Here is a 26,557-nt window from a genome sequence, read left to right on the forward strand (position 1 = left end):
CCGTTCTGTCGCCTCGGACGCCTAGGGTGAGTTGTGTGATGCGGAGGGCTGGATGAGCGCGTTACCGCGCGGGAGCACGGTACGGCGGGACGCCGGGCTGTACGGGTACGAGCGCGCGCTGCGCCGCGTCGGCCTGGACCCGATCGCCGGTGTCGACGAGGCCGGTCGTGGACCGTGCGCGGGACCGCTGGTGGCTGCCGCGGTGATCCTGCCGGAGGGCAAGCGCGGTCAGATCCCGGGGCTGGCCGACTCGAAGCTGCTCACCGCGAAGGCGCGGGAGCGCTGCTACAAAGAGGTCCGCAAGCGTGCCCTGGCCTGGTCGGTGGTGTCCATCGAGGCGGACGAGTGCGATCGGCTCGGTATGCACGTCGCGAACGTGGAGGCGCTCCGCCGGGCGCTGTTCCGGCTCGACGTGCGGCCGTCATACGTGCTGACCGACGGTTTCGGTGTCGACGGTCTCGGCGTACCGGGCCTGGCGATGTGGAAGGGCGACCGGGTGGCCGCCTGCATCTCTGCCGCGTCAGTGATCGCCAAGGTGACGCGGGATCGCGTGATGGAGCACTGGGACAAGGTGTACCCGCAGTACGGGTTCGGGATCCACAAGGGGTACTGCACCCCTGAACACCAGGCGGCACTGGACGAATACGGCCCGTGCCCACAACATCGACGCCGGTTTGAGAATGTCCGCCGCAGTCTGCGGCCCGTTATGGGACAGAATGTCACCAGTCCCACCGGAGTGGAGAACCGATGAGTGCAGACGACCTCGAGAAGTACGAGACCGATATGGAGCTTCAGCTCTATCGGGAGTACAAGGACGTCGTCGGGATCTTCAAATATGTCGTGGAGACCGAGCGGCGCTTCTACCTGTGCAACGCGGTCGACCTGAAGGTCCGCACCGAGGGCGGCGACGTGTACTTCGAGGTGACGATGGCCGACGCCTGGGTCTGGGACGTGTACCGTTCCGCCCGCTTCGTCAAGAACGCCAAGGTCGTCACCTTCCGCGACGTCAACATCGAAGAGCTCGCCAAGTCCGACCTGGAAGTCCCGAAGGACTCCGACTTCGGCCGCTGACGTCGTCCACAGGCGCGCGGTTGTCCACAGTTTGAAGGTGAGGTCCGTTTCCGAGGCCTGATCCCGGCATCTTCTCTGCCGGAGGTGGTCATCGATGCGGACCAGGAACACCGTCGGACGGTACGGCGAGGATCTCGCCGCGAGGTATCTCAGCACCCACGGTTTCGCCGTGCTCGAGCGCAACTGGCGCTGCGAGTTCGGCGAGATCGACATCGTCGCGCGCGAAGGCGACACACTTGTCGTCTGTGAGGTGAAGACCCGGCGCGGGCTGAACTACGGCACCCCGCTGGAGGCGATCACCTACCGGAAGCTGGCCAGGCTCCGGAGGCTAGCCGGCCGCTGGCTGCAGACTCATCAGCTCAGACCCGCCGAGATCCGGATCGACATCATCTCGATCCTGTTCGACCACAACACGCCACCGACCGTGGACCACGTCCGAGGTGCGATCTGATGGCCCTCGCACACACCTGGTCCGTCGCCCTGGTCGGTCTGGAGGGTCACCTGGTCGAGGTCGAGGCCGACATCGCCCAGGGCCTGCCGAAGACGACCCTGATCGGTCTTCCCGACACATCCCTGTCCGAAGCCCGCGACCGTGTCCGCGCCGCCGTGGTGAACAGCGGCGAGCGGTTCCCCGACCGCAAGCTCACGATCGGCCTGTCACCCGCCACTCTGCCCAAGACCGGCTCGCACTACGACGTCGCCATCGCTTTGTCGCTCCTCACGGCGGCCGGCGCGGTCGATCCCGGCGCGCTCCGCCGTACGGCGATCATCGGCGAACTGGGCCTCGACGGCCGCATCCGCGAGGTCCGCGGCGCGCTCGCGATGACCCTGGCCGCGTCCCGGGCCGGATTCGACCGCATCGTCGTCCCCGACCTCAACGTCGGCGAGGCCCGCCTGGTCCCCGGCATCGAGGTGTACGGCGCTCGCTCGCTCCGCCAGGTCCTCGCCCTGCTCCGTGGCACCGAGATCCCCGACGAAGCACCACCCCGCGCCGAGCCACGCCTGGTGTCGGAATCGCTGATCCGACTGCCGGCGGTCGATCTCGAGGACATCATCGGCCAGCAGGAGGGTCGACGCGCGATCGAGGCCGCAGCCGCCGGCGGTCACCACCTGTTCCTGCACGGCCCACCAGGGTCCGGCAAGACGATGCTGGCCGAGCGCCTGGCCGGGCTCATGCCTGACCTCAGCACCGACGACTCGCTGGAAGTTTCAGCCGTGCACTCACTCGCCGGCCTGCTCACCAACGACGCCGAGCTGGTCCACCGACCACCATTCATCGCGCCCCACCACACGGCGTCCCTGGCCAGCCTGGTCGGCGGCGGCACCGGCGTGCCGAGACCGGGCGCCATCAGCTGCGCGCACCGCGGCATCCTCTTCGTCGACGAGGCACCCGAGATGCATCCACTGGCCCTCGACAGCCTCCGGCAGCCACTCGAATCGGGATTCGTCGAAATCCACCGGGCGGCGGCCGTTGCCAAGTTCCCCGCCCGCTTTATGCTCGTCCTCGCCGCGAACCCTTGTCCGTGCGGCATGTCCGGTACGAACCAAGGCATCTGCAGTTGCACACCACAGCACCTGGCGCGGTACCGCCAGCGGATCAGCGGCCCGATCAAGGACCGCCTCGACATTCAGCGCCAGATCCTGCCGGCCGCCCGCACCGTCACCGACGGCCAACCCGTGGAGTCGACTGCCGTCGTCGCCGCTCGCGTCCAGGCCGCCCGCGATCGCCAGACGCACCGCTACCGCGAGACCGCCTGGACCCTCAACAGCGAGATCCCCGGCCCCGTCCTGCGTCGCGAACACCCGCTGGACGACGCCAGCCAGAAGCTCCTGGAAGACCACTACACAGCCGGCCGCCTCACCGCCCGAGGCTTCGACCGCGTAGTCCGCCTCGCCTGGACCTTGACCGACCTAGCCGGCGCCACCATCCCCACAGTCGACGAAACCCACGAAGCCTTCCAACTCCGCTCAGGCGAACCCCTAACCCACCTAGCCGACCTCCGCCCCCTCAAAGGATCCACCCCATGACACCCACCTACGCACTCACGACCGAAGGTTCCGGCTCCGGGCGAGGGGCGGATGGCTACGAGTCGGTTGCTAGCGGCAACGGAGATGAGGAGCGTCTGGCGCGCGCCGGCCTGTCGCGGGTGGTCGAGCCAGGCGACCTCGCCGCCCTGAAGGCCTTCGACGGCCTTCCCCCGTTGGAGATCTGGGACCGCCTCCAGCACAACGCCGCCGGCCTGGAGCGCTGGTCCACCCGACTCGCCACGGCCGACCCACACCGAGATCTCGAGCGAGCCGCAGCCGCTGGCGCTCGGTTCGTGATCCCCGGCGACGACGAATGGCCGGCCGAAGTCGAGGTCCTCGACGAAGCCGGTCAGCTGACCCGGCGAGCCGGCGTACCGTTCGGCATCTGGGTCCGCGGCCGCGCGAACCTCCGCCACGCCCTAACCCGAGCCGTCGCCATCGTCGGCGCCCGCGCCTGCTCGTCGTACGGCGAACACGTATCCGCCGAACTGTCCTCGGGCCTCGCCGACAACGGCCTCACGATCGTCTCCGGAGGCGCCTACGGCATCGACGCGGCCGCACACCGCGGAGCCCTCGCAGCCGCCGGCACGACAATCGCAGTCCTCGCCTGTGGCGTCGACGTCAGCTACCCGAAGCGAAACTCCGCCCTGCTCAGCCGCATCGCCGAGGACGGCCTGGTCGTCGCCGAACTCCCACCCGGCTGCGCCCCGACCAAGCTCCGCTTCCTCGCCCGCAACCGGCTCATCGCCGCCATCACCCAAGGCACCGTCGTCATCGAGGCCGCAGTACGCAGCGGTGCCCTCAACACCGCCGGCTGGGCCGAACAATGCGGCCGCCCCGTCCTCGCCGTCCCCGGCCCGATCACCTCGCGAATGTCGGCGGGCAGCCACCTACTCGTCCGCGAACGCAATGCCGTCCTGGCCACCAACGTTGCCGACATCATCGAAGCAATCTCCCCCTTCGGCACCAACCTCACCCAACCCCCAAGAGCCGCCCCAACCCTCACCGACACCCTCGACCCCGACCTCCAACGAACCCTGGACGCCGTCCCGGTCCACAACCCCGCCCCCACAGACCGCATAGCCAGCACCGCAGGCTTGGACCTCCCCACCACCCAGCAATGCCTACAAACCCTCACGACCCTGACCCTCATAACCCAAACCCCCACCGGCTGGCGCCTAACACCCGCCACACCATGCCCGTAACAACCAGGAGATCAATCCACCGACTCGCCCACCTCTGCCGGTCCCGCAGGGCACCCATTCGGAGGTGGTCAGGAATCGAGAAGCGGGGCGCGGTCTGGCTCCCTAGTTTGGAGACATGACAACTCTTCACAGTGTGGTTCTCGAAGTGGCCGACGGTGCATCGGCGGAGCGGTTCCTGACGGATGCTTTCGGGCTGACTGATCAAGTACGGGTGCGTGAATCCAGCGCGGAAACGGCCGGTTTCCGTGACTTCACGTTGTCCCTGACGGTGGCCCAGCCGAGTACGGTGAGCAGCCTGTTCGAGACGGCGGTCGACGCCGGCGCGACGGTGGTGAAGCCGGTAACCAAGTCGCTCTGGGGGTACGGCGGCGTCGTCCAGGCGCCCGACGGCACGACCTGGAAGGTGGCCACCTCGGCGAAGAAGGACACCGGTCCGGCGACACGCGCGATCGACTCCGTCGTACTGCTGCTCGGATGCGCTGACGTTGCCGTGAGCAAGAAGTTCTATGTGGACCATGGGCTGTCCGTGGCCAGGAGCTTCGGACGCAAGTACGTCGAGTTCGCCACCACGGGCCCGATCAAGCTGGGCCTGTACGGGCGAAAGGCCCTGGCCAAGGACGCCGGCGTACCGGCCGACGGCAGCGGCTCGCACCGGATCGCCGTGAGCGCGGACGCGGGCACCTTCGTCGACCCGGACGGATTCGCGTGGGAACCCGTGCCCTCATCGGTCGATGAAGGTCTGACGAGTCGATGAGTTGGCGGCGACTCGTCTGCAGTCGGCGAGATTTGTTGTCGAGGGGCTAGTTGCGCATGTGTTTGCCGCGGGTGGGTTTGTGGGGTTGCTGTTGGGGTGGGGTGCGAATGGCGCGGAGTTCGGTGGGGCGGTCGTGGTCCTGGCGGACGGCCTGGAGGCCGCCGGTGCCGGGGTCGGTGTCGCCGAGGTCGAAGTCCCAGCTGTCCTCGTTGGCGAGGCGGCTGTGCCAGCGGCCGTAGAGGCCGTAGATCGCGATGCCGATGACCATCCAGATGCCGAACTTGGTCCAGGTGCTCGTCTTCAGGTTGAGCATCAGCCAGACCGTGGCGGCGAGTGAGAGGAGTGGGATCAGCGGGACCATCGGTACCCGGAAACCGCGCTCCAGGTTGGGCTCCGAGCGACGCAGCGTGAGTACGCCGACCGCGCAGAACGCGAAGCAGAACAGGGCGCCGATGACCAGCAGCTCCTCGAGCTCGAGCACCTTCGGATAGAGCGTGAGCGCCAGCGCGGCGAGACCTGCGAAGGCGGCGGCGCGGGCGGGGGAGGAGTACACGCGGCTGACCCGGCCGAGGCTCTTCGGGAGCAGGCCGTCACGGCCCATGTTGAACAGCACCCGGCTCTGCGCGATGAGGACCACCATGATCACCGTCATCAACGCGAGCAACGCACCCAGGTTGACCACTTTGGCGGCCCACCCGACCCCAACTGCGGCCAGCGCTTCGGAGACCGGCGCACCGCCGCCCAACTGGCCGTACGGGCGCATGCCGACCAGGACGACTGCCATCGCGATGTAGAGGATCGTCACCGCGCCGACGCCGAGCAGCATGCCCTGTGGGACGGTCTTCCGCGGGCTGCGGGCGTCCTCGGACGCGGTCGCGATCAGGTCGAAGCCGATGTAGGCGAACACGATCGTGCTCGCGGCCGTGAAGATGCCCATCGTCCCGAACGAGCCGAACGACGAGTCCAGGATCCAGCCCAGCAACGTCGGGCTCGCGGTCGCGGGCGCGGCCCGGGACGGCGGCACGAACGGGTGGTAGTTGTCCATGTTGATGTGCGCGGCGCCGACAATCACCACCAGCAGGATCACCGCGACCTTCGCGATCACCACGACGGTCAGCACGCGGGAGGAGAGCTTGGTGCCGGTCACGATCAACGCGGTCAGGATCAGCAGCAGCAGCGGGGCCACCAGGTTCAATTTGGCCTCGGGGCCGAAGAACTGGGCCACTCCGGCGGGCAGCGTCACTCCGAAGCCGTCGAGCGTGGCCAGGAAGTACGCCGACCAGACCCGGGCGACGATCGCCGCCGCGGTGACGAGTTCGAGCACGAGCGCCCAGCCGACCAGCCACGCCCACGCTTCGCCGAAGGTGACGTAGCTGAATGTGTACGCGCTACCGGAAACCGGGATGGTGGACGACAGTTCGGCGTAACAGGCCGCGGCCAGCAGACAGACGATCGCGGCGATGACGAACGACAGAATGACTGCCGGTCCGGCGACATTCGCCGCCTGAACGCCGCTGATGCTGAAAATGCCGGAGCCGATCATCACGCCCAGGCCGAGTACAACCAGGTCGCGACGACCGAACAAACGCGGCAGACGGTGCCGCGCGTCCTCGACTCGAGTGAACGCCGACTCGACCGGCAGGCGCCGGCCTACGGTCTGTCCGTTCGCTGAGGGGGCCATGGTCAGGGGTGCCTCCGTTGCTACTAGGGCAATCGGGCCGAACAGTAGTCGACCGTTGGGCTATCGACCAGCCCTCCTCTCGTCGGTCCCGCGCGGTGGCTTGCGATGCAGGGCCACCTCACGCATCGTCGAGGTATGACGCCGGACGAAGTCAGCGGAAACCGTTCCTGGCCGGAGGGTTTCGCTGTGTTACTGGCCGACTACGAAAGGCATCTGACGGCGGAAAGAGACCTCAGCACTCACTCGGTGAGAGCCTACATCGGAGATGTCGCGGATTTACTCGATCATTTGATTCGGCTTGGTCACGATGATCTCGGGCAGTTGGATATTCGGAGCCTGCGGTCATGGTTGGCCAAACAGCAAAGTCTGGGGAAATCCCGCAGCACGATGGCTCGCCGGGCGACGGCCGCAAGGGTGTTCACCGCCTGGGCGCAGCGGACCGGGCGGATCGATACGGATCCCGGAGCGTTGCTGGCCAGCCCGAAGGGGCACAAGACCCTTCCTGGGGTGCTCGGTCAGGCTGACACCCGCGCGGTGCTCGACGCTGCAGCGGTTGCGGCGGACGACGGCAGTCCGGTCGGGCTGCGTGATCTCGCGATCATGGAGTTGCTCTATGCAACCGGGATCCGCGTCGGCGAGCTGTGTGCCCTCGACGTAGACGACGTGGACGACTCGCGCCGCGTCGTACGGGTCTTCGGTAAGGGGCGGAAGGAGCGGTCGGTTCCGTACGGCGTACCGGCTGGGCAGGCGCTCGAGCGGTGGCTGGTCGAGGCGCGGCCGAAATTGGCGCGCGAGGGGAGTGGGCCGGCGGCCTTTCTCGGGGCGCGGGGCGGCCGGATCGATCAGCGGGCGGTACGGCGGATGGTGCATGAGCGGCTCGCTGTCGTCGACGTACCGGATCTCGCGCCGCACGGTCTGCGCCATACGGCCGCCACTCATTTGCTGGAGGGCGGCGCGGATCTGCGGAGCGTGCAGGAGCTCCTGGGGCACGCGTCGCTCGCGACGACCCAGATCTACACCCATGTGTCCACGGACCGTCTCCGCCAGGCCTACCAGCAGGCGCACCCCAGGGCATGACATTCGCAGGGGATGCGGCGCGTGGGCGCCGGGATGCGGCAGACTGCGGGACATGCGGGTTTCGGCGAAGTCTGACTATGCGTTGCGAGCTCTGATCGAGATCACCCAGCGGTGGGTGGCCGGCGATGCTGCTGTGGTGTCGGCCGAGGAGCTGAGCCGGGCGCAGGGCATTCCGCACGGGTTCCTGCAGGGCATCCTGGCCGATCTGCGGCGAGCCGGCGTCCTGTCCAGCCAGCGTGGGCAGTCGGGTGGCTGGCGGCTGGCCGTCGACCCCAACGAGATCTCCGTCGCCGACGTGATGCGCGCGGTCGACGGCCCGATCGTGAGCATCTCGGGTGTCCGGCCGGAGAGCGTCACGTACAACGAGCACGCGGTCGTCCTGCAGCGGGTCTGGATCGCCGCCCGCGCGAGCCTCCGGGACGTGCTCGAGAACACCACGCTGATCGATCTCGCCAAGAACAAGCTCCCGGCCGGCGTCGAGCGCCGGTCGAAGGACGAGGACGCCTGGCAGGCCCGGGTCCCCGGCAGCTGACCGCATGTTACAGTCGTGACTTATATAAGCAGCGACTGTAGGAGATGAGCGATGCAGCAGATCAAGACGTTCCTCATGTTCGAGGGCGGTGCGGAGAAGGCGATGACCTTCTACCTGTCGCTGTTCGAGGACGCCGAGGTCGTGTCGATGGTCAAGTACGGCGCCGAAGGGCCGGGTCCCGAGGGGTCTGTGATGGTGGCCGTGTTCCGGCTGGCCGGGCAGCAGTTCATGTGCAGCGACAGCTATCAGCATCATGGCTTCACCTTCACTCCTTCGATGTCGTTGTTCGTGGACTGTGCGGACGAGGCGGAGCTCGATCGGCTGTACGGCGCGCTGGTCGAGGGCGGGAGCGCGCTGATGCCGCTGGGTGACTACGGGTTCAGCAAGAAGTTCGGGTGGGTCAACGACCGGTACGGGGTGTCGTGGCAGCTGAACCTGCCGCACGCGTGAGGCTCATTCGCGCCTGATCAGCAGGCCGGCGGTGAGTGTCAGGGCCGCGGTGGCAGCGATGACGAGCTTGGCCGCGCGTCCGTTGCTGTCCGGCGGGCCGTCAGGTGCCGGGGCGGGCGGCAGATCGCGCGACAGGTCAGGCGACGTGCCGCGGGGTGCGGCTGCGGCCGGTTGGCTCTGTCGGTCGGTGAGTGGGAGCAGGCGGACCGGGCGGTTGGGGAGCAGGGTCAGGGGGTTGAGGTACTGCTTGCCCTGGAGCAGGCCCCAGTGCAGGCAGGATCTGGGCAGGCAGTGCGAGCCCGCGGCGGACAGGCGGCCGATGACGGTGCCGGTCTTGACCGTGGTTCCGACCGAGACCGCGGGGACAACGGGTTCGTACGTCGTACGGCGGGGACCGGTGGTGATCGTGACGACGCCGCGGCCGGCGAGTGCACCGGCGTACGTGATCGTGCCTGGAGTGGCTGCGAGGACGGGTTGGCCGGGGCGGCCGGCGAGGTCGACGCCACGATGGCCGGGTAGCCAGGGTTTCGCGGGTAGCTCGAAGCCGCGCACGACCTCCGGGCGGGGTTGGAGCGGCCAGGCGGCGACGGCGTGCAGGGGTGGGCTGGGTGTGGGTGGCGGGGGCGGGGCTGCGAGGGGGAGCAAGGCGAGGTTCATGCCAGGGAAGATGCCGGTTTCGGGGTGGCTGCGGACCGGCGATCCGGGATTTGTGGACAACCTGACCCGGTTCGCGTTGGGCGTGCGTGGTCCCGTACACTTCCGGTGGCGCCACACCTAGGTGGGGCGACTACGCATGCCCGCACAAGAGCGTCGAATCCAACGGTCCCGGAGCGATCCGGGTGGATTCGTGCGACGGGCATCAGGAGCCACGGATCATCCGGTCAGTGGCGAGACAACCGAGTAGACCCGGAGAGCACTCCGGGTCGCAATAAGGAGACCACCTCATGGCCGTCGTGACCATGAAGCAGCTGCTCGAGAGCGGCGTGCACTTCGGGCACCAGACCCGGCGCTGGAACCCCAAGATGAAGCGCTACATCCTCACCGAGCGCAACGGCATCTACATCATCGACCTGCAGCAGTCGCTGTCGTACATCGACCGCGCCTACGAGTTCGTTCGTAGCACGGTCGCCTCCGGCGGCGCGATCCTGTTCGTCGGCACCAAGAAGCAGGCCCAGGAAGCGATCGCCGAGCAGGCGACCCGCGTCGGGATGCCGTACGTGAACCAGCGCTGGCTGGGCGGCATGCTGACGAACTTCCAGACGGTGAACAAGCGCCTGCAGCGGCTCAAGGAGCTCGAGCTCATCGACTTCGACGACGTCGCCGCCTCCGGTGTCACCAAGAAGGAGCTGCTGCAGAAGCGTCGCGAGCACGACAAGCTGCTCAAGACCCTCGGCGGTATCCGCGACATGGCCCGGGTTCCGGCCGCCGTGTGGATCGTGGACACCAAGAAGGAGCACCTCGCCGTCGACGAGGCGCGCAAGCTGAAGCTGCCGATCATCGGCATCCTGGACACCAACTGCGACCCGGACGAGGTCGACTACCCGATTCCGGGGAACGACGACGCGATCCGCTCGGTCGGCCTGCTCACGCGGGTCGTCGCCGACGCCGTCGCCGACGGCCTGATGGGCCGCTCCGGCCAGGGCTCCGCCGCCGCCGGCGAGGAGCTGGGTCAGGAAGAGCCGATGGCTGCCTGGGAGCGCGAGCTGCTGGAGAGCCAGAACGGCACCGCCAAGGCCACCGAGACCGCTGAGGCCGCTCCGGCCGCCGAGGCTGCCCCGGCTGCTGAGGCCACCGAGACCGCCGAGGTTGCTCCGGCCGCTGAGGTTGCCGAGGCCGCTCCGGCGACCGACGTCGTGACCGAGCCGGTCGCGACCGACGCCGAGGTCACCGAGGCGAAGAAGGACGACGACGCTCCGAAGGCCGACGAGGCCTGACAGCCCGCTGGTGCCGCCCGGGTCGATCCCGGGCGGCATCACCAGCTGCCGCGGCCCGGCCGCCGGCGCTGCCCGCCCACCCAGCCGCATCAGAACAAGACGAGAGATCGAGGAATGGCGAACTACACCGCCGCTGACGTGAAGAAGCTCCGCGACGCCACCGGCGCGGGCATGATGGACGCGAAGAAGGCGCTCGAGACCACCGACGGCGACTTCGAGAAGGCGATCGAGGAGCTGCGCATCCACGGCGCGGCCAAGGCGGCCAAGCGCGGCGCCGAGCGGTCCGCCACCAACGGCCTCGTGGCCGCGGCGGAGAACGCTCTGGTCCAGCTGAACTGCGAGACCGACTTCGTTGCCAAGAACGAGCAGTTCCAGCAGCTGGCCGCCGACATCGTCGCGCACGCTGCGGCGAGCAAGGTCGGCGACGTCGAGGGTCTGCTCAGCGAGAAGCTGACCGACGGCAAGTCGGTCGCCGAGAACATCGAGGCGCTGGCCGCGGTCATCGGCGAGAAGCTGGAGCTCGGCAAGGTGGCCGTCTTCGACGGCAAGGTCACGGCGTACATGCACAAGCGCGCCGCGGACCTGCCGGCCCAGGTCGGCGTACTGGTCGAGTTCGAGGGCGACGACGTGGAGGCCGCCCGTGGCGCCGCCATGCAGGCCGCCGCGATGCGCCCGCTGTACACCACCCGCGACGAGGTCCCGGCCGAGACGGTCGAGAACGAGAAGCGGATCGCCGAGGCGACCGCGCGCGAGGAGGGCAAGCCGGAAGGCGCCCTGCCGAAGATCGTCGAGGGCCGGGTCAACGGCTTCTTCAAGGACGTCGTGCTGCTCGAGCAGCCGTCGGTCACGGAGAACAAGAAGAGCGTGAAGGCTGTGCTCGACGCCGCCGGTGTCACCGTGAAGCGGTTCGCCCGCTTCGAGGTCGGCGCCTGATCCCGCGAAGGATCTGAGCGCAGGCACCGAAGTACAGGCAATGAACGAGGAGGCCGGAATCGTGACGGAAACCCTGGGTACCGAGACGAGTCCGGCCTCTTCGCCGTCCTCGCCCGCCTACCACCGTGTGCTGCTGAAGCTGTCGGGGGAGGTGTTCGGCGGCGGCAAGCTTGGCGTCGACCCCGATGTGGTGAACTCGATCGCCAAGCAGATCGCGGACGTGGCGCGGGCGGGAGTGCAGGTCGCCGTGGTGGTCGGCGGCGGGAACTTCTTCCGCGGCGCCGAGCTCCAGCAGCGCGGCATGGAGCGGAACCGGGCCGACTACATGGGCATGCTCGGCACCGTGATGAACTGCCTGGCGCTGCAGGACTTCCTCGAGAAGCTCGGCATCGAGACGCGGGTGCAGACCGCGATCACGATGGGCCAGGTCGCCGAGCCGTACATCCCGCGCAAGGCCGAGCGGCACCTGGAGAAGGGCCGCGTGGTCATCTTCGGCGCCGGCTCCGGTATGCCGTACTTCTCCACCGACACGGTCGCCGCCCAGCGTGCGCTGGAGGTCGGCGCCGAGGCGCTGCTGATGGGCAAGCAGGGCGTTGACGGTGTCTACGACTCCGACCCGAAGAAGAACCCGGACGCGGTGAAGTTCGACCAGCTGTCGTACGACGACTTCCTGGCCCGCGGTCTCCGGGTCGCCGACGCGACCGCGATCAGCCTGGCCCGCGACAACGCGCTGCCGATCGTGATCTTCGGTCTCGAGGAGGGCAACATCGCCCGGGTGATCCACGGCGAGAAGATCGGCACGGTCGTCTCCCGGGGCCAGTAACTGGGCGTACCCGGCATTACTCGGTACCCGCCCGTACGACTAGGATCGTCGGACACGGGTGGATGTCCGTTATCTGGTAGACCCGCGTTCGTAGGGTAGGAGTGTGGCCGCGCCGAGGTGGCCCAGAGGAAGCGAGGAATGTCGTGATCGACGAAGCTCTCCGCGATGCCGAGCAGAAGATGTCGAAGGCCGTGGAGGTTGCGAAGGACGACTTCGCCGCGATCCGCACCGGCCGGGCGCACCCGCAGATGTTCGCCGGCATTCTGGCCGACTACTACGGCAGCCCGACCCCGCTGCAGCAGCTGGCCGGTTTCCAGGTGCCGGAGCCCCGTACCGTGCTGATCTCGCCGTACGACAAGGGTGCGATGGCGGCGATCGAGAAGGCGATCCGCGACTCTGACCTGGGTGTGAACCCGGGCAACGACGGCGCGATCATCCGGGTCGTGCTGCCGGCGCTGACCGAGGAGCGCCGCAAGGAGTACATCAAGGTCGCGAAGACCAAGGCCGAGGAGGCCAAGGTCTCGGTTCGCAACATCCGCCGGCACGCCATGGACCAGGTGCACAAGACCGTCAAGGACGGTGACGCCGGCGAGGACGAGGGCAAGAGTGCTGAGAAGCGGCTCGACGGGTTGACGAAGAAGTTCGTCGACTCCATCGACGACCTGCTCAAGCACAAGGAAGCCGAACTGCTCGAGGTGTGATGGGCGTCGACAGCACGCCTGCGCCGAGTCCCAGCCCGAGCCGTGCCGGGCGCAATCTGCCCGCGGCGATCGCGGTGGGGGTCGGGCTCGGCGCACTGATCCTCGGATCGCTGTACTGGCAGAAAGTCCTGTTCACCGTCCTGGTGCTGGCCGTCGTGCTGGTCGCCGTCGACGAGATGATCAAGGCGCTGCGCACCGGCGGGGCGGTCATCCCGCGGATCCCGCTGTTCGCCGGTACGACGGCGATGCTGGTGGCGGCGTACTTCGGTGGACCGATGGCACTGCTCGTCGCGCTCGGGATCACCGTGCTCGGGACGATCTTCTGGCGGATGCCGGGCGGGTCGGTCGGGTTCGTCCGGGACGTGAGCGCCGGGGTGTTCCTGATCGGCTACGTGCCGCTGCTGGCCGGGTTCGCGATCCTGCTGGTCCAGCCGGAGGCGGACGGTCCCGGACGGGTGGTCACGTTCTTCGGGGTCGTGGTCGCCAGTGACGTCGGCGGATACGCGGCCGGCGTGCTGTTCGGCAAGCACCCGATGGCGCCGACAATCAGCCCGAAGAAGTCCTGGGAGGGCTTCGCCGGCTCGACGCTCGCGTGCATCGGCGCCGGTATCGCTGCGGTCGTCTTCCTGCTGGACGGTCACTGGTGGGTCGGCGCGATCGTCGGCGCCGTCGCAGTCCTGACCGCGACGGTCGGTGACCTCGGCGAATCGATGATCAAGCGCGACCTGGGGATCAAGGACATGTCGAACCTGCTGCCCGGTCACGGCGGCGTGATGGACCGGCTGGACTCGCTGCTCGCGACGGCGCCGATCGTCTGGCTCCTCCTGCACTTGCTGGTGAAAGCATGACGGTCGCACCGGACGGACGTTCCCTGGTCGGCGACGTCGTACGTCTGGACCGGTTGCAGGAGTCCGACATCGACGAGTTGTACGCCGCAATCGCCAACGAGCAGGTGTATGCGGGCGGTTTCGGCGGCGGCCCCGCCGCGATGCCGACCAGCTCGGAGGACATGCGCGCCAAGTGGATCCCGGCCGCGGCCAAGCGGTTCGCGTACGTCGTCCGCTTGGTTGCCGATGGCACCGTCGTCGGTACGTCGAGCCTCGCCGACGTCGACGTGGCGAACGAGGAGATCCACCTCGGCTACACCGGCTACGCGCCGGCCGTGTGGGGGACCGCGGTCAATCCGGCGGCCAAGCTGCTGCTGCTCGAGCACGCCTTCGAGACCTGCGGATTCGGGCGCGTGAAGATCCAGACCGGCTCGAAGAACACCCGCTCGCAGGCCGCGATCGCGAAGCTCGGTGCGACCCGCGAGGGCGTGCTGCGGCGGCACAAGCGTATGGCTGACGGCTCGTTCCGCGACACGGTGGTGTTCTCGATCCTGGCCGACGAGTGGCCGGACGTTCGGAAGCGGCTCGAGGACCGGATCAACCGGTGAGCTTCGCCAGCGCCGCGTAGGTCGCCAGCAGCGCGGCGCGGTCGTAGGTGTTCGTGGTGATCAGGAGCTCGTCGGCAGCGGTACGACGTACCAGGTCGTTGAGCGCCTCGTCGACGTCGGCGGGCGTGCCGTAGATCTGACCGCGGAGCGCGTTCTCGAAGAACTCCTGCTCGCGCGCGGTCATTTCGTCCGGTACGTCGGGCCGCAGCGGAGGGAACACGCCCCGTGTACGCGAGTACGCGCTGGCCCATGCCTCCGGCAACAAGAGCTCTCGCGCTGCCTCGGTGGAGTCAGCTACCGCAGCGGTGACCGCGAGAATGACGTACGGCTCCGACGCCCATACAGACGGGCGGAACGTGCTCCGGTAGTCCTCAAGCAGATCAGCCGAGTCTGAGCGCGCCGCCAGCACCACGGGCAGCCCCAGCGATGCCGCGATCGTCGCGCCTTCGCCGACAGCGAGAACGAACGGCGGGATGCGCAGTCCCTCACCCGGTCGCGCATGAACCTGGTCGGTCGACGTACCGGCCAGATACCCGAGGAGCTCCCGGACCTGCGCGGTGAAGTCGTCCGCTGCGTCCTTCTCGACACCGAGAGCCCGCCGTACGCCGTTGGTGAAGCCGACCGAGCGGCCGAGACCCATGTCGATCCGGCCCGGGTACAGCGACTCCAGTACGCCGAACTGCTCCGCAACGACGAGTGGTTTGTGGTTCGGCAGCATCACCCCGCCCGTGCCGACGCGGATCTGATCGGTGCGAGCGGCAACTGCCGCAGCCAGTACCGTCGGCGCAGAGCCGACCACTCCTGGCACGCTGTGGTGCTCCGACACCCAGAAACGCTTGTAGCCAAGCTCTTCCACCTGCTGCGCCAGTGCGACGGTCGCGCGCAGTGTCTCCGCCTCTGACTCGCCTACTCGCGTCCGGGAGCGGTCCAGGACTGACAGCGGGACGGAAAGCATGCAGAGTCCAACCTGCTCGCCGGAGCGCTCATTCCCCGAGGAGCAGCCTCAGGTCGTCGCGGAAACGGTCCGCTGAGGACAGGGGAGCGAGGAACTCCCGCTCCACCTCCAACCGGATCCGTTCCGCGGTCTCGAACGTGGACTCGCCCAGCGGCGTCAGGACGACGACGTTCCGGCGCCGATCCTCCGGGCTGCGCCGGCGTTCGACGAAGCCGCGTTCCTCGAGCCCGTCCAGCAGATCGCCGATCGACGTCCGGTCCACCCGCAGCCGCGCGGCGACCTCGAGCTGCGACAGCGGCTCACCGGACACGATCGCTGCCAGCACCGCCAGGTCACGTCCGTTCAGGCCGTGCGGCGCCAACGCCGATGTCTGCGCGTCGGTGAGCTGCGCGAGGACGTGTTTGAGCAGGTACCCCAGCCGGTCGGACGCCATACCGGCAAATCTACCGGGCAACTGATCGTCAGGAGAGCTGATCATCAGTTATCCTGACGATTATGGAACCGACCTTCGGTCTGAAGACCACCCCGATGCATGTCCCGTACGCCGACATCCGCCGCGTCTGGCTCGAGGCCGACGAGGTGCCGCAGATCCGCGACGCCTGGCTCTGGGACCACTTCCTCCCGCTCGCCGGCCCGAAGGACGGCGACGTACTCGAGGGCTGGACCCTGCTGACCGCGCTCGCCGCACAAACCACGAGGCTCCGTCTCGGTCTGCTGGTCACCAGTAACCGGATCCGCCCGCCGGCCGTTCTCGGCAAGATCGCGAGCACGCTGGACGTGATCTCCGGCGGTCGGCTGATCATGGGCCTCGGCGCCGGAGGCACCCACCAACCGGCCGGCCAGAGCGGCATCCCGGGCCCGAATCCGGCGATCGAGGAGTACGCCGCCTATGGGCTGACGCTCGTCCCGCCGGGGGAGGGGGTCGACCGACTGCGCGAGACGATCGAGATCCTGCGCCGGATGTGGACCGAGGACGAGTTCGACTTCCACGGCACGCACTACACGCTCGAGCGGACCCGCAACGCGCCGAAACCGGTTCAGAAAGATGGTCCGCCGCTGCTGATCGGCGGCTGGGGCAACCGCATGCTGCGGCTCGTCGCGGAGTACGCCGACACCTGGAACATCAGCGGCCCGCCGCACGTCGACTTCGACACCCTTGCCGATCGCGTACGCCGTTTGGACGCGGAATGCGAGCGGATCGGACGGGATCCGTCCACGCTCAGCCGCTCGCTGCAGCAGATCGTCTCGTACGACGACCCTGCCGAGACCCGCGCGATCGTACGAAAAGCCGTTGAACTCGGCTTCGACCACATCGTCCTCTCGCTGCCGCGCCCGTACCCGGAACACGCCGTGCGCTGGCTGGTTCGCGAAATCATCGACCCTTTCCACTGAGATGGAAACGAGTGGTGATTTTTTCACCACTGCTCAGCGCGCTGTGTCAGGATCAAACACAGGACGATCCGCCCCGGTCGTCCAGTGAGGAGCTGACATGACCCCCACGACGAAGTTCAAGGCCGCCATGAGCGGTCTCGCCCTCATCGCGGCCGCGGTGCTTCCGATGAACGCGGCTACCGCCGTACCGCAGACTGTCTCGGCCGAAGCGGTCGCGGCGACCAAACCGGTCCCGAAGCTCGGCTACTCGACGCAGACCGTCAAGACGCTGAACATCGACTTCCAGTACCAGCAGACCGGCTACTGGTGCGGCCCGGCCGCGACGCGGATCGCGCTCTCGGCCCGGATCTCGCCGCCGAGCCAGCAGCAACTGGCCAACGAGTTGCCGACCACAACCAACGGCACCGACTGGATCGGCCAGGTCACCCGGGTGCTCAACAACCACCTCGGCACCGGCTGGTACGAGACCAAGGAGATGCCGAACGACCCGCCCACCCAGGCGCAGCGCGATCTGCTCTGGCGGGACGTCGTACTGGACATCGACAACAACTATCCGATCGTCGCCAACATCGTCGCCCCGGCCAGCAACCACCCGCCGGGCTACCCGAACTACACGATCTACCACTACTTCACGGTGATCGGGTACGACGACAGCGACCAGACCGTCCTGATCGCCGACCCAGCCGGCTTCGCCCCCACGGCGACGTACTGGCTCACCTTCAACCAACTCGCCACCCTCATCCCCCCGAAGGGCTACTCCGCCTGACGCACTTTGAGCACCCATCGACCGTTCTCCGGCGCCCGGAACGGTTGGTGGGTGCTCAAGGTTGGGTCCGGGATACTGGTGGGTGTGAGTCGAGTGCCGCGGTTGGAGATCGAGTACTGCACGCAGTGCCGGTGGTTGATGCGGGCGGCGTGGACCGCCCAGGAGCTGCTGACCACGTTCCCGAAGGAGCTGGGGGAGGTGGCGCTCGTTCCGGGGACCGGGGGAGTGTTCGACGTCAGCCTCGACGGGGAGCTGCTGTGGTCGCGGAAGGCGGAGGGCGGATTCGCCGAGATCCCACTGCTGAAGCAGCTGGTCCGCGACCGGATCGCGCCGGACCGCAAGCTCGGCCACTCGGACCGCAAGGAGAGTGATCCGCAGCACGCCGGGGATGTGAATTTGTGAAGCGCCGTACCGGCGGGCGACAATAGGTCGGTTATGTCTACCTCCCTTCCCCTTGTGTTCGATGAGCCGCGCCGTGCCAAGAAGCCGCCGCGGCACCTGGCCGATCTCACCGGGGAGGAACGGCGTACGGCGGTCGAAGCGCTGGGCGAGCCCGCGTTCCGGGCGAAACAGCTGTCCAACCACTACTTCTCCCGGCTGGTGTCCGACCCGGCCGAGATGACCGACCTGCCGGCCGCGACCCGCGACAAGCTCGTCGCGGACCTGATGCCGCCGCTGCTGACCCGGGTCCGCGACCTGGAGTGCGACAACGGCGAGACCCGCAAGACGCTGTGGAAGCTGCTCGACGGTTCGCTCGTCGAGTCGGTCCTGATGCGGTACCCGGGCCGCGTGACGATGTGCGTGTCCTCTCAGGCCGGCTGCGGGATGGCGTGCCCGTTCTGCGCGACCGGCCAGGGCGGCCTGACCCGGAACATGTCGACCGCCGAGATCGTCGAGCAGGTCGTCGACGGATCGCGGGCGCTCGCGCGCGGCGAGGTCGCGGGCGGGCCGGGACGCGTCTCGAACATCGTGTTCATGGGCATGGGCGAGCCGATGGCGAACTACAAGGCCGTCATGGGCGCCGTACGGCGGTTCACGGACCCGTCGCCGGAAGGTCTGGGGATCTCGGCGCGTGGTGTGACCGTGTCGACGGTCGGGCTGGTGCCGCGGATCAACCAGCTGGCGACCGAGGGGATCCCGGTCACGCTCGCGCTGTCGCTGCACGCGCCGGACGACGAGCTGCGGGACGAACTGGTGCCGATCAACAACCGCTGGAAGGTCGACGAGGTGCTGGACGCGGCCTGGGGGTACGCGCAGCAGACCAAGCGGCGGGTCTCGATCGAGTACGCGATGATCCGCAACATCAACGACCACGCCTGGCGGGCCGATCTGCTGGCTGAGAAGCTCAACGCGCGCGGCGACTGGGGCTGGGTGCACGTCAACCTGATCCCGCTGAACCCGACGCCGGGCTCGAAGTGGACCGCGTCCGACCCGGCCGACGAGCGCGAGTTCGTCCGCCGTCTCGAGGCCGGCGGCATCCCGGTCACGGTCCGCGACACCCGCGGTCAGGAGATCGACGGCGCCTGCGGGCAGCTGGCCGCCTCGAGCAAGTCCTGATGCTGAAGCCCGCGTTCAGCGTGCGCCGGCTCGGTGACCGCTACGACCGCGGTGAGGTTGACGCATTCGTCGACCGCTTGATCGCCACGGTCGAACGCCGGTCGGTCGGTCCGAACGTCGCGGTGGACGACCTTCGCAACGCGGCGTTTCGTGCGCCGTTGCTCGGCCCTGGTTATCGGGCCGACGAGGTCGACGACTTCCTGACGGAGGCGGAGCGCTGGCTGCCCGATCGCCCGGTGGCTCGTCCGGCGGGGTCGGTCAAGGGGGAGCGGACGGCGCCGCTGTTCACGCCGGTGCGGTTGCGCGAGGGCTACGCGCCGTACGAGGTCGACGAGTTCATCGACCGATTGATGGCAACCGTGAACGGGCAACCGGTCAAGCGGCCGGTGACGGTACGGGAGATCCGGCATGTCCAATTCACACCGGTCCGGCTGACCGAGGGGTACGACGTGGCGGAGGTCGACGCATTCCTCGACACCGCCGAGGAATGGCTCAGCTAAGCGTCCAAGACGTTGGGCCGGTCGAGGATCCACTTCCAGGTGCCGTCGGGTTGGCGGCGGGCGACCTCGGCGGTGGCGGTCGTCGGACTGAGGACGGTCGAGGTCAGCGCGAGGTCGCCGGTGACCAGCGCGGGGGACTGCCTGCCGACCTGGAAGATCACGTCGCCGGGTAACGACGCGTAGAACTCGCGGATCGCGTCGCGGCCGACCGCGAGTGATCTGTCCGGCAGCGCGAGTACGGCGTCGTCCTCGTACAGCTCGACCATGCCGTCGATGTCACGTGCGTTGAACCGCGCGACCAGCAGTCGCGCCAGGTCGTCCGGTGTCTGCGCCGGCATTCAGTCCACCTCGGTGAGGATCTTCGCGAGCGCTGCGGGCTGGGAGAGCATCGGCCAGTGGCCGGTCTGCATCTCTCTCAGGTGCCACTGCGGTGACCTCAGCTGTTCCTGGACGTCGGGCGAGGGCGTGTCTCCTGCCATCAGGCACTTGATGTACGTCGTCGGCAGCTCGCCGATCGGCCTGGGCAACCGTGCCGGTTGCGTCAGCGTCAGGCCCGGGTGCGGCGTACTGCGGGACACCAGCTGGCTGATTGCCTCGTCGGACAGGTCCTGGTCGACGAAGTGCTCCGCCTCGGCCGGCAGCCACGTGCCGTCGCCCTCGATCAGCTGCTCCGCCAGCCACGCCCGCTCGTCCTCGGGCCAGCCGTCGGCGAAGGACAGGCCGTCAGCCGGAATGCTCGAGTCGACGTACACGACCCGTTGCAGCCGATCGCCGATCCGACCGGCCGCCTGCCCGACCGGGATCCCCGAGTAGCTGTGCCCGACCAGCACCACGTCGTACAACTCGTTGCCCTCGACCACCGAGACGATGTCGTCGACATGCTGTTGCTGCCCGGTCCGATCCCCGTCCGGCCCGCCGCGCTCCGCCAGCCCGCTCAACGTCACCGCGTACACCGCATGCCCGGCACTCCGCAGACTTTCCGCGACGGCGTCCCAGGCCCAAGCGCCCAGCCGGGCTCCCGGCACCAGTACGAACTCAGCCATGCCGCGCACAGTAGACCAAGCCGGCGACATTCTCAGTACTGCGCGCAGCCGGGTTCGGGGGCGGTGGGATGATCGGGCGGTGAAGATTCTCTCGATTCAGTCGGCGGTTGCCTACGGGCATGTGGGTAACTCGGCAGCTGTGTTTCCGCTTCAGCGCATCGGTGTGGAGGTGCTGCCGGTGTACACGGTGAACTTCTCGAACCACACGGGCTACGGGGCGTGGCGTGGTCCCATGATCAGCCCGGACGACGTGCGAGAGGTTCTGCTCGGGATCGAGGACCGCGGAGTCCTCCCGCAGATCGACGTGGTGCTCTCCGGCTACCAGGGTGGCGAGGGGATCGCCGACGTGATTCTGGAGACGGTGAAGCGGGTGAAGGCGGCCAATCCTGCGGCGGTGTACTCGTGCGACCCGGTGATGGGGAACGCGAAGTCCGGATGCTTCGTCGCTCCCGCGATCCCGGTGCTGCTGCGCGATCGGGTGGTGCCGGCAGCCGACATCATCACTCCCAACCAGTTCGAGCTGGGCTTCCTGACCGGCACCGAGCCGGACACGCTCGAGTCCACGCTGGCCTCGGTGGAGCTGGTCCGCGCGACCGGGCCGCGCACGGTGCTCGTCACCAGCGTCGAGCGCCCCGATCGCGAGGACGGCACGATCGAGATGCTGGCCGTCGACGACAGCGGCGCGTGGCTCGTGCAGACGCCGTACATCCCGATGAAGGCGAACGGCTCCGGCGACGTGACGGCCGCGCTCTTCACGGCGCACTACCGGCGTACGGGGGATCTCGCGGAGGCGCTTGCGCGCACGACCTCGAGCGTTTTCGATCTGCTCACGCGCACCCACGAGTCGGGGGAGCGCGAGTTGCAGTTGGTCGAATCACAGGAGGCGTACGCCGACCCGCAGATGCAGTTCAAGCCACACCAGGTCGCCTGACGAACCCAGCAGCAGCGCTCAGGATCTGCGCGAGAGCTGCGGGTTGGGAGAACATCGGCCAGTGCCCCGTGTTGAGCTCCGCCAGCTCCCACACCGGGGACTTGAGCTGCTCGAGCACGTCGGACGAGGGCGTCGTACCGTCCATCAGGCATTTCAGGTACGTCGTGGGCAGTTCGCCGATCGGCTTGATCAGCTGAGCAGGCTCCGAGATCGAGCGCCCCGGATGCGGCGTACCGCGCTCCAGGATCAACGCGACGGCCTCCTCGGAGAGGTCCTGCCCGACGTAGTCCTCCGTGGTCAGCGGTGGCCAATATCCGCCAGACTGCTCCATCTGCTCGCGCACCCACGCCTGCCCCTCGTCGGACCAGCCGTCCACGAACGACTTCCCGTCGGTCGGGATGTTCGAGTCGACGTACACGACCCGCAGCAACCGGTCCCCGATCCGCCCCGCCGCCTGCCCGACCGGGATCCCGGAGTAGCTGTGCCCCACGAGTACGACGTCCTGCAGGTCCTGCGACTCCACCACCGCCACGATGTCGTCGACATGCTGCTGCTGACCCGCATCCACACCCCGCCGCTCAGCCAGCCCACTCAACGTCACCGGGTAAACCCCATGCCCCGCACCACGCAGCACCCCGGCAACCTCATCCCAGGCCCACGCCCCCAACCAAGCCCCCGGCACCAACACAAAGTTCACCATGCCCCGCACCGTAAACCACCCCACCGACAGAACTAGCCGACGAGCTCGGCTGCCTCGTCGATGGTGTCTACGAGGTGGGTCGAGTGGGTCATGGGGCGGTTGGTGGCTAGGGATTGGAGGAGGGGCCAGACCGGGAGTTGAGTCGTCCAGTGGTCGACGCCTACGAGGACGAGGGGGATTTGGGTGGCTGCGTCGCCGTAGTAGTTGGGGGTTACTGCCTGGAAGACCTCTTGGACGGTGCCGGCGGCGCCGGGGAGGTAGATGATGCCGCCGCGGGCGCGGCCGAGGAGGACGTCCTCGCGCTGGGCGTTCGAGAAGTACTTCGCGATCGAGCCGGCGAACACGTTGGGCGGCTCATGGCCGTAGAACCAGGTCGGGATCGACACCCCGCCGTTCCCGGGGAACCGGGCGCGCACCCCCAGCCCGGCGGCGGCCCACGCGCCGATCGACGGGCGGAACGACGGTACGGCGGCCAACTCGGAAAGTGCGGCGTCGACGTCAGCCTCGTCGTACGACGCCAGGGACGCACCGAGGTTGGCGGCCTCCATCGCGCCCGGCCCGCCGCCCGTGACGACCAGGTGGTTGCGCCGGGCAAGCGTACGTCCGAGCAGTACGGCGGCGCGGTAGTTGCCGTCGCCCCGCAGTACGCCGTGACCGCCCATCACCCCCACCCACGGCTCGTCGTAGGGCAGTTCTGCCAACGCATCCCCGATCGCGTGGTCGTGGAGCGCGGTGGCGAGCGTACGGCTCGTGTCGCCCTTCTCGTCGTGCTGGCGGGACCACGCGTAGATCCGGGCGTCGGGCGTGGCGTCGTACCCGTTCTCGAGACCGGCGTACAGCTCGTCCGCGTCGTACAGCCGCCCGCGGTACGCGTCGAACGGCAGCTCCGGGATCGCGGGGAACACCAGCCCGCCGCCGTCCCGGACCCATCCGTCCGCCTTGTCCTCCAGCACGCAGCCGAGGAACACCGAGCCGGTCGGCTGCAGCCCGAGAAGTTCCGACGTACGGCCGGTCAGATCCACTGACTGCACCCGCCACCCGGCCATCGCGGTGGCGCCCGCGGCCAGCAGCCGGTCGAACTGCTCCAGCGACTCGATATCGACATGCGGAATGCTCGGCAACGTCACGGAGAGCACACTAATAGACGCCTGCTATCGGCTGAGGTAATGCTTAGGGCATGACACATGCGGAGCTCTGGGAGCGTCACAAGGCCGTTATGCCGGCTTGGCTCGCGTTGTACTACGAGGAGCCGATCGAGATCGTGCAGGGGTCCGGGCGCCGGGTGACCGACGGTGAGGGGAACACGTACCTCGACTTCTTCGCCGGCATCCTGACCAACGCGATCGGGTACGACATCGCGGAGATCTCCGATGCGGTGCGGGAGCAGCTCGGGTCCGGGATCGCGCACACCTCGACGGTGTACCTGATCCGCAAGCAGATCGAGCTGGCCGAGAAGATCGCCGAGCTGTCCGGGATCCCGGACGCGAAGGTGTTCTTCGCGAACTCGGGCACCGAGGCGAACGAGACGGCCCTCCTGCTCGCCACCCAGAACCGCCGCTCCAACCAGGTGCTGGCGATGCGCAACTCGTACCACGGCCGCGCGTTCGGCACCGTCGCGATCACCGGCAACCGCGGCTGGTCCGCGAGCAGCCTGTCGCCGGTGAACGTGCAGTACGTCCAGGGCGCGTACCGGTACCGCAGCCCGTTCCGCGACCTGCCCGACGCGGAGTACATCAAGGTCTGCGTCGACGACCTGCGCAACGTCATCGAGACCACGACCGCGGGCGACGTCGCCTGCATGATCGCGGAGCCGATCCAGGGCGTCGGCGGGTTCTCGTCGCCGCCGGACGGTCTGTACGCCGCGTTCAAGGAGGTCCTGGACGAGTACGGGATCCTCTTCGTCTCCGACGAGGTGCAGACCGGATGGGGCCGCACCGGCGACCACTTCTGGGGGATCCAGGCGCACGGCGTCGTACCGGACGCGATGACGTTCGCGAAGGGCCTCGGGAACGGGTTCGCGATCGGCGGCGTGGTCGCGCGCGGCGACCTGATGGACAGCGTGAAGGCGAACTCGCTGTCGACGTTCGGCGGCAATCCGATCTCGACCAGTGCGGCGAAGGCCACGATCGACTACCTGCTCGACAAGGACCTGCAGGCGAACGCGGCGAAGCGCGGCGCGCAACTCGTCGACGGCCTGCGCGGCATCTCCGACGAGTTCCCCGAACTCGGCGACGTCCGCGGCAAGGGCCTGATGCTCGCCGCCGAGCTGGTCAAACCGGACGACAACAGCCCGGACGCGGCCGCCACGGCCAAGCTCCAGCAGGAAACCAAGAACCGCGGCCTCCTGGTCGGCAAGGGCGGCCTCTACGGCAACGTCCTCCGGATGGCCCCGCCCATGACTCTCACAGAGGAAGAAGCCGCCGAAGCCCTCGACATCATCCGCGACTCCTTCAACACCCTGCGCTGAACAAGAATCGAGGGCCCCTCCACGCGGAGGGGCCCTCGATTGTCAGACCGGAGCTCCTTCGCTCGGGTCATTGGCCAGCGGCAGTGGTGGCGGGGCGCCGGTGATCTTGCGACGGCGCCTCGAGCGGCCCTCCAGGTAGCGGGCCAGCAGCGACAGCAGCGAGCACAGGCCGATGTAGATGACCGCGGTCACGATGTACGTCGGGATGTACGGGAAGCCGTACGTGAGCCGGCCACCCATCTGCTTCGCGACGTACAGCAACTCGCCGTACGTGATGATGAAGCCCAGAGCGGTGTCCTTCAGCAGCACGACCAACTGGCTCACGATCGCCGGCAGCATCGCACTGATGGCCTGCGGCAACAGCACCAGGCGGACGACCTGGTTCTTCCGCAGACCGAGCGCGTACGCCGCCTCGCGCTGACCCTTCGGTACGGCGGCGATGCCGGCCCGGAAGATCTCCGCGAGGACCGACCCGTTGTACAGGGTCAGACCGAAGACGACCGCCCAGAACGGGCCGAGTCCGAGGCCGAACTGGATGTTGCCGAAGTAGAAGTAGAACATCAGGATCAGCAGCGGGACGGCGCGGAACAGTTCGACGATCAGCGTCGCCGGGGTCCGCAGCCACTTGTGGTCGCTGATCCGCGCCGCGGCGAACACCGCACCGAACAACAGCGCGAGAACAGCCGCCAGCCCTGCGGCTTTCAGCGTGTTGAGCAGACCGTCCAGCAACTGCCGCTGGATCGACGAGTACTGGAACTGCCGCCAGAGCCGTCCCTCGAACTGGCCGAACGCGTACATCCGGTGGATCAGCCACGCGATCGCGCCGAGCAGCACCAGCAGGACCACCACGTTGGAGATCCGGTTCCGGAGCTTCGCGCGCGGCCCGGGCGTCTCGTACAGAACTGCGCTCATCAGGCTACCGCCGTCCGTCGTTCGGCCCACCGTTGCAGGAAGATCAGCGGCACGATCAGGATCAGGAACCCGATCGTGATCCACAGCAGCGTGAGCAGCTGGTTCTCACCGCGCTCGGACATCGCTGCCGGGATCGAGCCGGCCTCCACCACCGAGAAGCCGGCGGCGATCGTCGTGTTCTTCAGCAAGGCGATCAGCACACTCATCAACGGCGGGATGATCGCCCGGAAGGCCTGCGGCAGCACCACGATCGTGAGCACCTGCGGGAACGACATGCCGACCGCGCGCGCCGCCTCGGACTGGCCCGGAGCGATCGTGTTGACGCCCGACCGGACCACCTCGCAGATGAACGCCGACGTGTAGATCGTCAGCGCGCCGACCGCGGTCCAGAACGGGTTGGGCAGGGCGAGGTCCATCTTGGCGGCGCCGAAGAACAAGAACGCGAAAACCAGCGTGAGCGGGGTGTTCCGCAGGATGTTGACGTAGCCGGTGCCGAAGCCGCGCAGCGCAGGCACCGGGGAGACGCGGAACGCTCCGAGCGCGGTGCCGATGATCAGGCTGAGTACGCCGGACACCAGGAACAGCCTGATGGTCAGCCAGAAGCCGTCCCGGAACAACGGCCAGTTGTCGGTGAGGACCGAGAACATCGCGACCTTCCTCTTACCTGCCTGTGCCTACAGGAACAAAGTCCGGCCGCGGAGCCCAGTCGA

At 68.1% G+C, this 26,557-nt stretch carries 32 protein-coding genes; 22 read left to right on the forward strand and 10 right to left on the reverse strand.

Annotated features, from left to right (window positions below):
• Positions 1–52: 52 nt before the first annotated feature.
• The 6 genes from EV649_RS33575 to EV649_RS33600 all read left to right on the forward strand — a co-directional run bounded on the left by EV649_RS33575 (position 53) and on the right by EV649_RS33600 (position 5,058).
• Positions 53–751 carry a ribonuclease HII gene (locus tag EV649_RS33575; RefSeq protein ID WP_130387671.1) on the forward strand — a complete coding sequence of 233 codons (699 nt, stop codon included), beginning with the start codon at positions 53–55 and terminating at the stop codon, positions 749–751.
• On the forward strand, positions 748–1,071 hold the full coding sequence (locus EV649_RS33580) for a DUF2469 domain-containing protein (protein ID WP_012922325.1): 324 nt from the start codon (positions 748–750) through the stop codon (positions 1,069–1,071). The genes EV649_RS33575 and EV649_RS33580 overlap by 4 nt, the downstream gene beginning before the upstream one ends.
• 94 nt (positions 1,072–1,165) lie before the next feature.
• Positions 1,166–1,522 carry a YraN family protein gene (locus EV649_RS33585; RefSeq protein ID WP_130387672.1) on the forward strand — a complete coding sequence of 119 codons (357 nt, stop codon included), beginning with the start codon at positions 1,166–1,168 and terminating at the stop codon, positions 1,520–1,522.
• Complete coding sequence (locus EV649_RS33590) at positions 1,522–3,099, forward strand: YifB family Mg chelatase-like AAA ATPase (protein WP_130387673.1); 1,578 nt, start codon at positions 1,522–1,524, stop codon at positions 3,097–3,099. Before EV649_RS33585 ends, EV649_RS33590 begins: the two co-directional genes overlap by 1 nt.
• The gene (gene dprA, locus EV649_RS33595) at positions 3,096–4,304 is read left to right on the forward strand and encodes a DNA-processing protein DprA (protein ID WP_130387674.1); all 1,209 of its coding nucleotides are present in this window, start codon (positions 3,096–3,098) and stop codon (positions 4,302–4,304) included. The genes EV649_RS33590 and dprA overlap by 4 nt, the downstream gene beginning before the upstream one ends.
• A gap of 115 nt (positions 4,305–4,419) precedes the next feature.
• Complete coding sequence (locus tag EV649_RS33600; RefSeq protein ID WP_130387675.1) at positions 4,420–5,058, forward strand: glyoxalase; 639 nt, start codon at positions 4,420–4,422, stop codon at positions 5,056–5,058.
• 46 nt (positions 5,059–5,104) lie between these two features.
• Here the strand turns inward: EV649_RS33600 and EV649_RS33605 are convergent, their stop codons facing one another.
• Positions 5,105–6,739 carry an amino acid permease gene (locus EV649_RS33605; protein ID WP_130387676.1) on the reverse strand — a complete coding sequence of 545 codons (1,635 nt, stop codon included), beginning with the start codon at positions 6,737–6,739 and terminating at the stop codon, positions 5,105–5,107.
• Between the two features lie 135 nt (positions 6,740–6,874).
• Here EV649_RS33605 and EV649_RS33610 point away from each other — a divergent pair, with 135 nt between their 5' ends.
• From EV649_RS33610 to EV649_RS33620, 3 genes are read left to right on the forward strand one after another with little or no spacing between them, the layout of a single operon-like run.
• Positions 6,875–7,816, forward strand: a complete 942-nt coding sequence (locus EV649_RS33610) for a tyrosine recombinase XerC (protein ID WP_130387677.1) — start codon at positions 6,875–6,877, stop codon at positions 7,814–7,816.
• Between the two features lie 52 nt (positions 7,817–7,868).
• Positions 7,869–8,348, forward strand: a complete 480-nt coding sequence (locus EV649_RS33615; protein WP_130387678.1) for an Rrf2 family transcriptional regulator — start codon at positions 7,869–7,871, stop codon at positions 8,346–8,348.
• Positions 8,349–8,399: 51 nt separating this feature from the next.
• On the forward strand, positions 8,400–8,798 hold the full coding sequence (locus EV649_RS33620) for a VOC family protein (protein WP_130387679.1): 399 nt from the start codon (positions 8,400–8,402) through the stop codon (positions 8,796–8,798).
• A 3-nt stretch (positions 8,799–8,801) separates the two neighbouring features.
• Here EV649_RS33620 and EV649_RS33625 read toward each other — a convergent pair whose 3' ends face one another.
• The gene (locus EV649_RS33625; RefSeq protein ID WP_130387680.1) at positions 8,802–9,455 is read right to left on the reverse strand and encodes a M23 family metallopeptidase; all 654 of its coding nucleotides are present in this window, start codon (positions 9,453–9,455) and stop codon (positions 8,802–8,804) included.
• A 287-nt stretch (positions 9,456–9,742) separates the two neighbouring features.
• Here EV649_RS33625 and rpsB point away from each other — a divergent pair, with 287 nt between their 5' ends.
• From rpsB to EV649_RS33655, 6 genes are all read left to right on the forward strand, one after another.
• Complete coding sequence (rpsB, locus tag EV649_RS33630) at positions 9,743–10,732, forward strand: 30S ribosomal protein S2 (RefSeq protein ID WP_130387681.1); 990 nt, start codon at positions 9,743–9,745, stop codon at positions 10,730–10,732.
• A 114-nt stretch (positions 10,733–10,846) separates the two neighbouring features.
• Entirely contained in the window at positions 10,847–11,665 is an 819-nt protein-coding gene (tsf, locus tag EV649_RS33635; protein WP_130387682.1) for a translation elongation factor Ts, read from the forward strand.
• A gap of 61 nt (positions 11,666–11,726) precedes the next feature.
• Complete coding sequence (gene pyrH, locus EV649_RS33640) at positions 11,727–12,488, forward strand: UMP kinase (RefSeq protein ID WP_130387683.1); 762 nt, start codon at positions 11,727–11,729, stop codon at positions 12,486–12,488.
• Between the two features lie 146 nt (positions 12,489–12,634).
• Positions 12,635–13,189, forward strand: coding sequence for a ribosome recycling factor (gene frr / locus EV649_RS33645; RefSeq protein ID WP_198682850.1), 555 nt, complete (start codon positions 12,635–12,637; stop codon positions 13,187–13,189).
• Entirely contained in the window at positions 13,189–14,037 is an 849-nt protein-coding gene (locus EV649_RS33650) for a phosphatidate cytidylyltransferase (RefSeq protein ID WP_130387685.1), read from the forward strand. Before frr ends, EV649_RS33650 begins: the two co-directional genes overlap by 1 nt.
• Positions 14,034–14,624 (forward strand): GNAT family protein, encoded by a 591-nt coding sequence (locus EV649_RS33655; RefSeq protein WP_130387686.1) that lies wholly within the window; start codon positions 14,034–14,036, stop codon positions 14,622–14,624. Before EV649_RS33650 ends, EV649_RS33655 begins: the two co-directional genes overlap by 4 nt.
• Here EV649_RS33655 and EV649_RS33660 read toward each other — a convergent pair.
• Both EV649_RS33660 and EV649_RS33665 read right to left on the reverse strand, forming a co-directional pair.
• Complete coding sequence (locus EV649_RS33660; RefSeq protein WP_130387687.1) at positions 14,614–15,579, reverse strand: LLM class flavin-dependent oxidoreductase; 966 nt, start codon at positions 15,577–15,579, stop codon at positions 14,614–14,616. The genes EV649_RS33655 and EV649_RS33660 overlap by 11 nt on opposite strands.
• A 28-nt stretch (positions 15,580–15,607) precedes the next feature.
• Positions 15,608–16,012: a MarR family transcriptional regulator gene (locus EV649_RS33665; RefSeq protein WP_130387688.1), complete on the reverse strand. Its 405-nt coding sequence runs from the start codon at positions 16,010–16,012 to the stop codon at positions 15,608–15,610.
• 62 nt (positions 16,013–16,074) lie between these two features.
• On the opposite strand from EV649_RS33665, the gene EV649_RS33670 reads away from it, so the two are divergent.
• From EV649_RS33670 to EV649_RS42085, 5 genes are all read left to right on the forward strand, one after another.
• A complete protein-coding gene (locus EV649_RS33670) occupies positions 16,075–16,971 on the forward strand; it encodes an LLM class flavin-dependent oxidoreductase (protein ID WP_198682831.1) in 897 nt (298 codons plus the stop codon).
• 97 nt (positions 16,972–17,068) lie between these two features.
• The gene (locus EV649_RS33675) at positions 17,069–17,737 is read left to right on the forward strand and encodes a C39 family peptidase (protein ID WP_198682832.1); all 669 of its coding nucleotides are present in this window, start codon (positions 17,069–17,071) and stop codon (positions 17,735–17,737) included.
• 84 nt (positions 17,738–17,821) lie between these two features.
• Positions 17,822–18,139: a SelT/SelW/SelH family protein gene (locus EV649_RS33680; protein ID WP_130387689.1), complete on the forward strand. Its 318-nt coding sequence runs from the start codon at positions 17,822–17,824 to the stop codon at positions 18,137–18,139.
• Between the two features lie 33 nt (positions 18,140–18,172).
• On the forward strand, positions 18,173–19,294 hold the full coding sequence (rlmN, locus tag EV649_RS33685) for a 23S rRNA (adenine(2503)-C(2))-methyltransferase RlmN (protein ID WP_130387690.1): 1,122 nt from the start codon (positions 18,173–18,175) through the stop codon (positions 19,292–19,294).
• Positions 19,294–19,794: a DivIVA domain-containing protein gene (locus EV649_RS42085; RefSeq protein ID WP_130387691.1), complete on the forward strand. Its 501-nt coding sequence runs from the start codon at positions 19,294–19,296 to the stop codon at positions 19,792–19,794. The genes rlmN and EV649_RS42085 overlap by 1 nt, the downstream gene beginning before the upstream one ends.
• Here EV649_RS42085 and EV649_RS33695 read toward each other — a convergent pair.
• Together EV649_RS33695 and EV649_RS33700 are read right to left on the reverse strand one after the other, a co-directional pair.
• Complete coding sequence (locus EV649_RS33695) at positions 19,791–20,132, reverse strand: nuclear transport factor 2 family protein (protein WP_130387692.1); 342 nt, start codon at positions 20,130–20,132, stop codon at positions 19,791–19,793. The genes EV649_RS42085 and EV649_RS33695 overlap by 4 nt on opposite strands.
• Positions 20,133–20,837, reverse strand: coding sequence for an alpha/beta fold hydrolase (locus EV649_RS33700; RefSeq protein ID WP_130387693.1), 705 nt, complete (start codon positions 20,835–20,837; stop codon positions 20,133–20,135).
• A 79-nt stretch (positions 20,838–20,916) separates the two neighbouring features.
• Here EV649_RS33700 and pdxY point away from each other — a divergent pair, with 79 nt between their 5' ends.
• Positions 20,917–21,768 carry a pyridoxal kinase PdxY gene (gene pdxY / locus EV649_RS33705; protein WP_130387694.1) on the forward strand — a complete coding sequence of 284 codons (852 nt, stop codon included), beginning with the start codon at positions 20,917–20,919 and terminating at the stop codon, positions 21,766–21,768.
• Here pdxY and EV649_RS33710 read toward each other — a convergent pair.
• Positions 21,746–22,468, reverse strand: coding sequence for an alpha/beta hydrolase (locus tag EV649_RS33710; protein WP_130387695.1), 723 nt, complete (start codon positions 22,466–22,468; stop codon positions 21,746–21,748). The genes pdxY and EV649_RS33710 overlap by 23 nt on opposite strands.
• Positions 22,469–22,500: 32 nt before the next feature.
• Complete coding sequence (locus tag EV649_RS33715; RefSeq protein ID WP_130387799.1) at positions 22,501–23,514, reverse strand: LOG family protein; 1,014 nt, start codon at positions 23,512–23,514, stop codon at positions 22,501–22,503.
• Positions 23,515–23,645: 131 nt separating this feature from the next.
• Here EV649_RS33715 and EV649_RS33720 point away from each other — a divergent pair, with 131 nt between their 5' ends.
• Positions 23,646–24,935 (forward strand): aspartate aminotransferase family protein, encoded by a 1,290-nt coding sequence (locus tag EV649_RS33720; RefSeq protein ID WP_130387696.1) that lies wholly within the window; start codon positions 23,646–23,648, stop codon positions 24,933–24,935.
• A 42-nt stretch (positions 24,936–24,977) separates the two neighbouring features.
• On the opposite strand, the gene EV649_RS33725 is transcribed toward EV649_RS33720, so the two are convergent.
• Together EV649_RS33725 and EV649_RS33730 are read right to left on the reverse strand one after the other, a co-directional pair.
• On the reverse strand, positions 24,978–25,847 hold the full coding sequence (locus EV649_RS33725; RefSeq protein WP_130387697.1) for an amino acid ABC transporter permease: 870 nt from the start codon (positions 25,845–25,847) through the stop codon (positions 24,978–24,980).
• Positions 25,847–26,494: an amino acid ABC transporter permease gene (locus EV649_RS33730; protein WP_130387698.1), complete on the reverse strand. Its 648-nt coding sequence runs from the start codon at positions 26,492–26,494 to the stop codon at positions 25,847–25,849. The genes EV649_RS33725 and EV649_RS33730 overlap by 1 nt, the downstream gene beginning before the upstream one ends.
• Between the last annotated feature and the right edge of the window lie 63 nt (positions 26,495–26,557).

This window comes from Kribbella sp. VKM Ac-2569 (assembly GCF_004216905.1).
Taxonomy (GTDB): domain Bacteria; phylum Actinomycetota; class Actinomycetes; order Propionibacteriales; family Kribbellaceae; genus Kribbella.